Here is a 10,119-nt window from a genome sequence, read left to right on the forward strand (position 1 = left end):
GCCGATCAGCGCAAGGTCCCGCACATTCCCTTCAAGCCCGACTGGTCGGCGCATGCCAAGGCGGCACCGTTCAAGCGCAACGACGCGATGCTCGCCGTGCTGCCAATCGGCGTCCTCATCTTCCCCGGCAACGGAATCCAAGACAACTTCGCCGACAAGGCGCTGAAGCTTGGCATCCCGCTCATCGACCTTCGCAAATTAGGCGGCACTTAGGCGCCGCTTCGCGTCCTCTATAGCAACTGTTTTCTGGACGCCTATTTTCAGGTTTCCGCCAGACGAACAGGGGCTGGGATCAGAAAGCATGCCGTGCAGGGAACAATCAACGTATGCCATCGGCTGTTGGGTTCCTTCTGTACGAGATCGGCAAGCGTAGTGTGGCGTTTCCCATCAATCGACAAACGACACTCCCCATGCGTGCGGCTTCCCGCCACCCTTCCCGGCAGTACCAACTCAGTCGGGAGTACCCAAGATGGCCACGCTCAAAAGGTTGCCGCTACTAACGACCGAGGAGGCCGCTGCGCTTCTGCGGCTCAAGGCGCATACGCTCGAGAACATGCGCTGGCAGGGCAGCGGACCGTCGTTCCGCAAGCACGGTGGCCGAGTTTTCTATCACCACAAGGAGTTGCTCGAGTGGTCCGAGCGCGCCCGCCGGCAATCGTCATCAGGACGCAAGCCATGAGAACACGCCCTATGGCCGGCATGGGCATCGGGCTTGCCTTTCTGATAGCGCCGGCGCCTCAGGGTACAATGGTGTTTTTTGTCTGGAACGCATCGCCCAGCGTGGAAATTGGGCTTTACGGGGCCGTGCAACGACGCCCCAACCTCGAAGAACTTGCTCTGGTCCGCCTTCCAGACGCAATCGCACAGTTCGCGGATCAGCGCGGATACCTTCCGCGCTCGGCCCTGCTGATCAAGCCGGTCGCTGGCACCGTAGGCGACCGCGTCTGCCGGTTCGGAGCCCACGTCTTTTTGCGCGGTCAACTCGTTGCCCGTGCTGCAACCGTAAGCGAGCCACTCCCTGCTTGGCAAGGGTGTCGCATCCTCAAGGACGGCGAAGTCTTCCTGCTGGCAGATCATCCGGCGAGCTTCGACAGCCGCTATTTCGGTCCCCTGCATGCCAGGCACGTCATCGGGACCGCTGTTCCCGTATGGGGGCCTGGGGTTGGGAGTTCAAATCTCCCCCGTTCCGACCATTCGTTTCAGGGATTTAACCACCCCGTGTCTCAGTGCCCAAATGGGCACGTCTCGGTAATTTGGTCCTGTGTCTTAGGTATTGCAGAAATATTATTCGCTTACTGAGTAACGTTTATCAGGTGAGTTCGAAGTGAATCCAAAGGATGCTGTCCAACGGCGAAAACGCCTTGCTTCAGGAACTATCTGAAGAGCTGAAGTGAGCGCTGACCGAATGTGCAGTCGTTTGCCGCTTCAATGCCGCACCGTGGACGACCGCATAGATTGCCGGGATGACGACGAGCGTTAGGATCGCCGACGAGACCATGCCGCCCACCATGGGGACGGCGATGCGCTGCATGACCTCCGAGCCGGTGCCGTAGCTCCATAGGATCGGCAGCAGCCCGGCCATAATAGCGACGACTGTCATCATCTTCGGCCGCACGCGCTCGACGGCACCTTCCATGATGGCGGCGTGCAGATCGCTGTGGGTAAGATTGCGCCGCTCCTGCTCGGCGATGCGGCGGCGCTCGTCGAGCGCGTGCTGGAGGTAGATCAGCATGATGACGCCTGTCTCCGCCGCGACGCCCGCCAGCGCGATGAAGCCGACGGCGACGGCGACCGACAGATTGAACCCGAGCCACCACATCAGCCAAAGTCCGCCAACGAGCGCGAACGGCAGAGACAGCATCACGATGAGAGTTTCGGCGACGCGGCGGAAATTGAGATAGAGCAACAGAAAGATTAACAGCAACGTGACCGGAACGACGAGCAGGAGCCGCTGCTTGGCCCGCTCGTAGTATTCGAACTGCCCGCTCCAGACTGCGTAGTAGCCGGGCGGGAACTTCACCCTTTCGGTTACGGCACGGCGCGCATCGGCGACGTAGCTGCCGAGGTCGCGGTCGCGGGCGTCGACGAATATGTAGGCGGCGAGCTGCGCATTTTCGGTTCTGATCGAGGCCGGTCCCTGCGTGCGCTTGACGCGAGCAACTTGCCCCAGGGGGATTGATGCGCCGTTCGGCAACGGAACGAGGACCTCGCGCGCGATTGCGTCCGGATTGGAGCGCACGTCGCGGGGAAAGCGGAGGCTGACGCCATATCGCTCGCGACCTTCGACTGTGGTCGTGATCGGCTCGGCGCCGATCGCGGATGCGATGACCTGCTGAACGTCGCCGATCATGAGCCCATAGCGTGCGAGCTGCTCGCGATCAGGTTCGATCTCAAGATAGTAGCCGCCGATGATGCGCTCGGCGAACGCGCTTGACGTGCCCGGCACCGATTTGATCGCCGCCTCGATCTCTCGGGCGAGTCCGTCAATAACGGTAAGATCGCGGCCGAGGACCTTGACGCCGATCGGCGTACGGATTCCCGTTGCCAGCATATCGATGCGGGCCTTGACCGGCATGGTCCATGCGTTTGACACGCCAGGAAACTGCAGCGCCGTGTCCATCTCACTGATAAGCCCATCGAGTGTGAGACCTTCCCGCCATTCCGTCTCCGGCTTCAAGTTGATGACCGTCTCGAACATCTCTGTGGGGGCGGGATCCGTCGCGGTAGAGGCGCGGCCCGCCTTGCCCCAGACGCTCTCAACCTCGGGGAAGGACTTGATGATCTTGTTCTGTGTCTGCAGAAGTTCGCTGGCTTTGGTTATGGAAAGGCCAGGCAGTGTGGTCGGCATATAGAGCAGCGTGCCCTCGTTCAGGCTCGGCATGAACTCCGATCCGAGGCGCATCGCGGGCCACACACTGACCGCCAGAACAATAAGGGCGAGACTGATTGTCAAACCCTTGGCCCGGAGCACGCCCTTGATAACGGGACGGTAGATCCAGACAAGGAAGCGGTTCACCGGATTGCTGCGCTCGGGTACGATACGCCCACGTACAAACAGTACCATTAACGCGGGAACCACGGTGACAGACAGCAGCGCAGCCGCCGCCATTGCGAAGGTCTTGGTGAATGCGAGTGGGTGGAACAGACGCCCCTCTTGAGCTTCCAGGGCAAAGATCGGCAGGAACGACACGGTAATGATGAGCAGCGAGAAGAAGAGCGCGGGGCCTACCTCGCTCGCTGCCTCGATCAGAATCTCGGTTCTCGGCTTGCCAGGCGGCGCACGTTCCAGATGCTTGTGGGCGTTCTCGATCATGACGATAGCCGCATCGACCATGGCGCCAATGGCGATGGCAATGCCACCAAGACTCATGATGTTTGAGGACAAGCCGAGCGCGTACATGCAAACGTAGGCGATGAGGACTCCAAGCGGAAGCGTGATAATGGCCACCAGCGCGCTGCGAACGTGCAGGAGAAACACGACGCACACGAGCGCAACGATGGCGCTTTCCTCGATGAGCGTAGTTTTCAGCGTAGCAATGGCGCGGCGGATGAGATCCGAACGATCGTAGACGGGTACAATTTCTGTTCCCTCCGGCAGGCTGTCCTTGATGTCCGCCAGCCGCGCCTTGACGTTGTCGATGACCGACAAGGCATTCTGCCCATAGCGCTGCACGGCAATGCCGGACACGACCTCGCCTTCGCCATTGAGTTCCGTGACGCCGCGGCGCTCGTCGGGCGCCAGCTCCACTCTGGCCACGTCGCGCAGAAAGACAGGCGTGCCGCCTTCGGCCTTGAGTGCAATGGCCTCGATGTCGGCCGGACCGCGCAGATAGCCGCGGCCGCGCACCATGAATTCGGTCTCAGCCAGCTCGATGACGCGGCCTCCTACGTCCATGTTGGACTGCTGGATCGCATCCCGCACCTTGGTCAACGGGATTCCGAAGGCCTTGAGTCGCCGGGGATCGACGATAACCGAGTATTGCCGCACGAAACCGCCGACACTTGCGACCTCGGCGACGCCATCCGCCTGGGCGACCGCGAAACGCACTTGCCAATCCTGGGTGGAGCGAAGCTCGGCCAGAGTGCGTTTCGCGGCCATGACGACATACTGGTAGACCCAGCCGACACCGGTCGCATCGGGGCCGAGCGACGGCGTCACGCCGGCCGGCAGATTGCGAGCAGCGGCGGACAGGTACTCAAGGACACGGGAGCGCGCCCAATAGATGTCCGTGCCGTCCTCGAATATGACGTAGACGAAGGAGACGCCGAAGAACGAGAAGCCTCGAACCACCTTGGATCTCGGCACCGACAACATCGCCGTGGACAGCGGATAGGTGACCTGGTCCTCGATGACCTGAGGCGCCTGACCTGAATACTCGGTATAGACAATGACCTGGGTGTCAGAGAGATCGGGAATCGCATCGAGCGGCACGTGGCGAACGGCGTAGACGCCAGCGGCGATCGCGAACAGGCAGGCGATCGAGATGAGGACGAGGTTCGTGGCCGACCAGCGGATGAGGCGCGCGATCATCTCGGCTGCTCCTCTGGTGCGGCTGTTTGGGCCGCGTCTCCGGAGAAGCTCGAGAGGGCTGCCTTGAGATTGCTTTCCGCGTCGATCAGGAAGTTTGCCGAGACCACGACCTTCTCGCCCGCCGCTACGCCCTCGCGGATCTCCACGAGTTCGTCGCCTCTCGCGCCGAGCTTCACGGCTCGCGCCTCGAACCGGCCCTCGCCGCGCGCGACGAGAACGACCTGCCGGTTGCCGCTGTCGATGACGGCGGAGGTAGGAACCGCGAGGCGCTCCCGTTCTTTCGCGCCGGATTCAATCTCCGCATCGGCGTACATCTCATGCTTGATGCGATGCTCCGGATTTTTTACCTCGATGCGGACCTTTCCCGTGCGCGTTGCCGGGTCGATCTCATGCAGAATGAATGTGACGCGGCCCTCGAAAGGCCCGTCAGGCAGGGCCTTGAACCGGATCTTTGCCGGCATCCCGATCTCAACAGAGGCGAGGTCCTGCTCGGAAACATCGGCGATGACCCAGATAGTCGCCAGGTCGACGAAACGAAGCAGCTCGTCGCCCATGCGCGCCATCTGCCCTTCGACGACGCGCTTCTCCATCGCAACGCCCGAGACCGGCGAAGGCCAGTCGATCGACATGACGGGCTCGCCGGTGCTACGGAGCGTATCGAGAACCGATGAGGGGACCTCGAGATTCTGGAGCTGCTGCTCCGCTCCTCTCGTCCCTGTTCCCGTCCGGTCGCGGGCGGCGACTTGGTAGTTGATCTGCGCCGTTACCATCTGCGGGCTGTAGAGCCGGAACAGCGGCTCGCCTGCCGTGACGCTCTGGCCCGTTTCGTTGACGTAGAGCTTCTCGATGAAGGCGTCGGCGCGCAAGGACACGATGCGCATGGACCGTTCGTCGGGCTTGGCGATGGCGGGCGCGCGAACGGGCCGCACGAGCTTGACCATGCGGGCTTCCTCTGTGCGCACACCCGACCGCTGCACCTTGTCGAGGCTTACCGTGACGCTCGCACCGCCCTGTTCCTCGCCTTCGTAGACGGGAATATAGTCCATTCCCATCGAGTCCTTCTTGGGCACAGGCGAGACATCCGGAAGTCCCATCGGGTTGCGGTAGTATTTGATTTTCCTCTCGCCGCCTGGGGCGTTTGTTGTTTTGATGTCAGAAGGACCAGGGACGTCTGGATCGAATGAGACGTCCTCGCTCGCACGGACGGCTTCGTACGGTTCGCCGCTGTCTGTGTTGCGGGGCGTCAAGGAATACAGCGGCCTGCCATTTGGGTCGCGGTAATAAATGATAGGGCCACTCGCCGCTGTTTTTGGCACTTCGTGACGTGCGGTCGGCGTCGCGGGGAATGTAACGATGCCTTGTTGACCGAACCACAGTCCGGCGACCGCCGAGGCCGCTATGGCTGCGGTGACTGCCATTCCCTTGATGACGGAATTCATTTGATTGCTTTCAGAATGAGTTTGTTCTCGACCGTTCCGCTTTCGCCCTGAACCTTGGCGCCCAGCGATAATTGCCAATTGCCTTCCATGGTGAGTTCGGTCTTGAATTGATAGATGCCCGGCTTGGTTGGTGGGATTGGCTCGAGCGGCGTATCCATCATCGCCATTCCGTCCGGTGCCATGTCCATACGCTTGGCAAAGATGACGGCGTCCGGAATGGCTCTGCCGGAAGGTTTGTGCACGAGCTTGACGCCAATGGTCGCCTCGCCTTTCTTCACCTCCTGGGTGAGGAGCCGGAATTCATAGTCTTTGACATCGGCGATGGCTGTGCCGGCTATGCCGATGACGAGCGCGACGCCAAGGGCAGCTGCGCGCAATGTGAAACGTTGCATTTGTGCTTCTCCTGTTGTCATGACCCTGCGCGGGCCACCATGGCCGCGCGCTTGCGTACTGCGGCGATATCCGCTGCAATCCTGAGACGCTCGAAAGCGCGGGTTTAGACGCTGGGAGGCCGAAGAAGGAGAGGGACCAGCGAACTGGTCGTGAAGCGCGCAAGCGCTGGCGCGACGCCATCGCTCATGGCGCGTTGATCCAATCGCGTTTCGCCGACCGGCGTGGGCAACGGCTGGAAAAGTTTGACCAGGCAGGTTCCCATCTCGGGGCAAATTTTTTGAGGGCAATGGGGGTGAGGCTTCTCAGCTTGATGGCACGGGAGATCCTCATGCGATGCCGTGGTCGAAATGTTGTCCGACATCTCCGTCAACTTGCTGGACATTGCAAAGGCGTAAGTCGTTGCGAGCGGCATGGCTGCAATCGCCCCGAACATAGCGAGTAGGCCGAGCATCACCGACCAACGATGGAGACAACGCTTTCGCATAAAAAAATGGTGCCACAGCTCTTGGTAACCGGCAATGGCTTGTCGATTAAGCATGTTGCCGGTCATTTCTGGTGATCTCCTTTAAGCTTGTCTAAGGATCAGTGCCCAAAACCTCATCACCACCGCAGCAGACGCGGCCCAAGCTTGGCACCCACGAAGGTGCACAAGGCAATCGTTCCGCCATACCAAAGTGCGACGAACGGTAACGAGTCGTCGGTGCAATGGAGGGCGTATCCGATCGCGCTGAGACCGCCGGAGAGAAGCCCGGCGAGCGCTCCCGCCCGGGTCAGGTCCGTGGGAGCCATCCGCCGCATGACCCAGATAACGGCTGTGAATGGCATGATCGCGATGATCGGGATCGAGAGCAGGCATTCGAGCCACTGGTCTCCGACAATCATCGCCTCCCAGTGTGCCTTGGAGGTGAGTGTAAGGCTGGCACCGGCAACAAGCATGGTCATGGCGAAAGGTAGCGCGAGCCACGTGATTGAAAGTTGCTTCTCACCGCCTGGCTGGGCGACGCGCATCAAGTAGGCCGTCGCGACGGCCACGACTCCTGCCGCAAAGGCAAGCTTGAGCAACACGTGGATCAGCGTCTCGCCTTGCATGAGATCGGAGCGGATGCCCATCGTCACCCAAATCACGGCAATCACCGCGATGGCGCCAAGCGCGACGATGGCAAGAATTTCGCGCGCGACCTGGCGGCGGTCGACGGGCTCGACATTCGTTGTCAGAATGTTGATCAGGTCATCGGTCTTCACGGGTTGTCCCCTTTGCGATATGGGTGGCCAGCCGCTTCAATCCGCGGTGTACATTGACCTTTACAGCAGATTCCGACATGCCGAGTCGGTTCGCGGTTTCTGCTACGCTCAATCCGTCAAGCTTGACGGATTGGATGGCATTGCGCATTCCGTCTGGAAGTTCACGGAGAAGGTTGTGCAGGTCATGGCTGCTTTCAATGGATGATGCCTCCTCGTGCAAAGCGAGCGCCTCCACGTCGTCCAGTGGGATGTTGGCCATCCCAGCGCGCGTCCGACGGAGATGATCGACGAGCTTGTAACGGGCGATGGCGAAGACCCATGGCAAAAGCATTTTGTCGCGATCGTAAGTGTGGCGACGGGTGTGGATTGCCATAAGCGCGTCTTGCATAACATCCTCGGCTTCGGTGAGTTCACGACCTATCCGCGTCAATCTCGTTCTGAAATAGGCGCGGAGTACCCGGCTTAGCCGGTCGAGAAGACCGCGATAGGAAACTGCATCACCATCCAGTCCCGCCAGCATGAGTTTCTTGAGTTCGGCCTCGTTCGCGGTCACTGGCGATCCTTGCCCCTATTGCTCACTCATCTATTCGCGGTCTGCCCGGCCTTGGTTACAGTGTGTGTGCAAAAAACATTGCCCAGGTCAGTGGGGTTGGTTGTCCTGGCATCCGCGATGCTCGAAATGTTCGACTGGTGCGGCTGCTTTGTCGGGCCGCACCGCTCTTGCTGCCGCGTCGCGCGCCCTGATCATCAAAGCATTTGGCTGTTGGCGTGTAACCGAAGGGATCTCCGCCGCGAACTTACTTGCATCACATGATCCTCCCGGAAGGGTGGACGTGAGAATGCAAGGAGAACCGAACATGTCGAATTCCTCTTTCCAGCGTTTCATCGTCAACGTTGCCGCCGCGGCTCTCGTGACGGGTACTCTGGCTGGCCCGGCAATGGCCGAGACCGTGTGGCGGTACCCGTACAAGGGAATGCCCTACGCTGTGCCTCACGAGCACAACAAGGGCGTGTCGTCTGAACGTCAGGGGCCTGTTTCCAAGCCCGAACATCGCCATGAGCAGGGCAGCACCCAGGACAAGCGGACGCGAGAGTCCCGTGGAGCAGCTGCCAAGACATCGGCCGTCGCAACGCCTGCCGTGGTGATCGCTCATCACAAGCCGGGCTATCACGATGGCTTGCCCCGCGAAGGCTCGCCGAAGGATCACTCGACCGCCTAGCCCCCTCGAGCGCGTCGAGTGAGTGCGAAAGCCGGTTCCCGTTTGGGACCGGCTTTCGTCATCTCGGTGACGGTCGCGCAATAGTCCCGGATGTGTGTCGGTTCATTGCTGAAGTATTACATTTTGTTACGCCGTTGACGGAGAACAATCCGACCGTCCAAAAGCAAGTGTTTCTGGGCTGCGGGTGCGGGCCTGCAGATGGTCGGTTCCTGTGTCGGTCAGAATTGGAGTTCGGTATGGCCAAGTCCAACGTCGTTCTTTGTGCTCCTGTTCGTACGGCGATCGGGACATACGGCGGCTCTTTGAAAGCAGTCCCGGCATCGGATCTCGGTGGCGTCGCTATCAGGGAGACGCTCCTACGCGCCAAGCTCGCCGGGGCAGACGTGGGCACAGTCGTGATGGGGCAGGTCGTCCAGGCTGGTGCAAAAATGAATCCGGCGCGGCAAGCGATGCGCAGTGCAGGTATGCCCGTGGAGGTGCCCGCCATGACGGTGAACCGTGTCTGCGGCTCGGGCGCGCAGGCCATCGCGACTGCCGCCCAGGAGATCATGCTTGGCCACGTCTCGTGCGCCGTCGCGGGTGGCATGGAGAATATGGACCAGGCTCCCTACCTGATGACCGGCGGCCGATGGGGCTATCGCATGGGGGATGCGCAAATCTACGACAGCATGCTCCGCGACGGTCTGAATGACGCCTTTTCCGGCCAGCACTCCGGCTGGCACACGGAGGATCTTGTCGCCAAGTACCAAGTTACTCGGGACGCCCAGGATGCATGGGCGCTCAGGACACAGAGCCGGTTTGCGGAGGCGCAAGCCGCGGGTCGGTTTGCCGATGAGATCGTTTCTGTCGCGGTGCCCGGCACGAAGCAGTCGACGACGTTCGACCGAGACGAGCACAATCGACCCGAGACGACGGCGGAGTCCCTTGCAAAGCTCAAGCCCGTGTTCCGTAAGGACGGCACGATTACGGCCGGAAATGCTCCAGGCCTCAATACAGGTGCGGCCGCGATGATCGTTGCCGACGCAAAATGGGCTGAAAAGCACGGGCTCGAGCCCTTCGCACGCCTCGTTTCCTATGGCGTCGGCGCGGTGGATCCCGGCATGTTTGGTCTTGGGCCCATTCCAGCGGTTCGGCAAGCACTCGAGCGTGCGGGCTGGCGGCTTGCCGATGTCGAGCGTGCCGAGGTGAACGAGGCCTTTGCTGCCATTGCGATCGCGCTCAACCGCGAAATCGGACTGTCCGAAGATCTCGTCAATGTCGAGGGCGGCGCCATTGCCCATGGCCATCCGATCGG

The 10,119-nt window shown here is 61.0% G+C and carries 10 protein-coding genes and 1 pseudogene; 5 read left to right on the plus strand and 6 right to left on the minus strand.

Translation table 11 applies throughout. The features are described from left to right. From V7082_RS20105 to V7082_RS20115, 3 genes and pseudogenes are all read left to right on the plus strand, one after another. A pseudogene (locus V7082_RS20105) lies at positions 1-213 on the plus strand (hypothetical protein); the annotation flags it as partial. Between the two features lie 256 nt (positions 214-469). Further along, a complete protein-coding gene (locus V7082_RS20110; RefSeq protein ID WP_334151345.1) occupies positions 470-679 on the plus strand; it encodes a helix-turn-helix domain-containing protein in 210 nt (69 codons plus the stop codon). A 20-nt stretch (positions 680-699) separates the two neighbouring features. Further along, positions 700-1,299, plus strand: a complete 600-nt coding sequence (locus tag V7082_RS20115) for a S26 family signal peptidase (protein ID WP_334151359.1) — start codon at positions 700-702, stop codon at positions 1,297-1,299. A 67-nt stretch (positions 1,300-1,366) separates the two neighbouring features. Here V7082_RS20115 and V7082_RS20120 read toward each other — a convergent pair whose 3' ends face one another. The 6 genes from V7082_RS20120 to V7082_RS20145 all read right to left on the minus strand — a co-directional run bounded on the left by V7082_RS20120 (position 1,367) and on the right by V7082_RS20145 (position 8,158). Continuing rightward, complete coding sequence (locus V7082_RS20120; RefSeq protein ID WP_334151347.1) at positions 1,367-4,531, minus strand: efflux RND transporter permease subunit; 3,165 nt, start codon at positions 4,529-4,531, stop codon at positions 1,367-1,369. Then, positions 4,528-5,577 (minus strand): efflux RND transporter periplasmic adaptor subunit, encoded by a 1,050-nt coding sequence (locus V7082_RS20125; protein ID WP_334151348.1) that lies wholly within the window; start codon positions 5,575-5,577, stop codon positions 4,528-4,530. Before V7082_RS20125 ends, V7082_RS20120 begins: the two co-directional genes overlap by 4 nt. A 389-nt stretch (positions 5,578-5,966) precedes the next feature. Further along, the gene (locus V7082_RS20130; protein ID WP_334151350.1) at positions 5,967-6,362 is read right to left on the minus strand and encodes a FixH family protein; all 396 of its coding nucleotides are present in this window, start codon (positions 6,360-6,362) and stop codon (positions 5,967-5,969) included. Between the two features lie 104 nt (positions 6,363-6,466). Then, complete coding sequence (locus V7082_RS20135) at positions 6,467-6,913, minus strand: hypothetical protein (RefSeq protein WP_334151352.1); 447 nt, start codon at positions 6,911-6,913, stop codon at positions 6,467-6,469. A 50-nt stretch (positions 6,914-6,963) separates the two neighbouring features. Next, the gene (locus V7082_RS20140; RefSeq protein ID WP_334151354.1) at positions 6,964-7,605 is read right to left on the minus strand and encodes a DUF1109 domain-containing protein; all 642 of its coding nucleotides are present in this window, start codon (positions 7,603-7,605) and stop codon (positions 6,964-6,966) included. Next, positions 7,592-8,158: a sigma-70 family RNA polymerase sigma factor gene (locus tag V7082_RS20145; RefSeq protein WP_334151355.1), complete on the minus strand. Its 567-nt coding sequence runs from the start codon at positions 8,156-8,158 to the stop codon at positions 7,592-7,594. Before V7082_RS20145 ends, V7082_RS20140 begins: the two co-directional genes overlap by 14 nt. 304 nt (positions 8,159-8,462) lie before the next feature. Here V7082_RS20145 and V7082_RS20150 point away from each other — a divergent pair, with 304 nt between their 5' ends. After that, positions 8,463-8,825: a hypothetical protein gene (locus tag V7082_RS20150; RefSeq protein WP_334151356.1), complete on the plus strand. Its 363-nt coding sequence runs from the start codon at positions 8,463-8,465 to the stop codon at positions 8,823-8,825. A 236-nt stretch (positions 8,826-9,061) separates the two neighbouring features. Next, on the plus strand, positions 9,062-10,119 hold a 1,058-nt coding region (locus V7082_RS20155), incomplete at its 3' end, for a thiolase family protein (protein WP_334151357.1).

Origin of the sequence: Hyphomicrobium sp. (assembly GCF_036833075.1) — a bacterium.
In the GTDB taxonomy this organism is placed as follows: Bacteria; Pseudomonadota; Alphaproteobacteria; order Rhizobiales; family Hyphomicrobiaceae; genus Hyphomicrobium_C.

Excerpts from the sequence above, each read along its gene's own strand:
- V7082_RS20130 (WP_334151350.1), bottom strand. The coding sequence starts at position 6,362 with ATGCAACGTTTCACATTGCGCGCAGCTGCCCTTGGCGTCGCGCTCGTC.
- V7082_RS20125 (WP_334151348.1), bottom strand. The coding sequence starts at position 5,577 with ATGGACTATATTCCCGTCTACGAAGGCGAGGAACAGGGCGGTGCGAGC.
- V7082_RS20110 (WP_334151345.1), top strand. The coding sequence starts at position 470 with ATGGCCACGCTCAAAAGGTTGCCGCTACTAACGACCGAGGAGGCCGCT.
- V7082_RS20120 (WP_334151347.1), bottom strand. The coding sequence starts at position 4,531 with ATGATCGCGCGCCTCATCCGCTGGTCGGCCACGAACCTCGTCCTCATC.
- V7082_RS20115 (WP_334151359.1), top strand. The coding sequence starts at position 700 with ATGGGCATCGGGCTTGCCTTTCTGATAGCGCCGGCGCCTCAGGGTACA.
- V7082_RS20150 (WP_334151356.1), top strand. The coding sequence starts at position 8,463 with ATGTCGAATTCCTCTTTCCAGCGTTTCATCGTCAACGTTGCCGCCGCG.
- V7082_RS20135 (WP_334151352.1), bottom strand. The coding sequence starts at position 6,913 with ATGACCGGCAACATGCTTAATCGACAAGCCATTGCCGGTTACCAAGAG.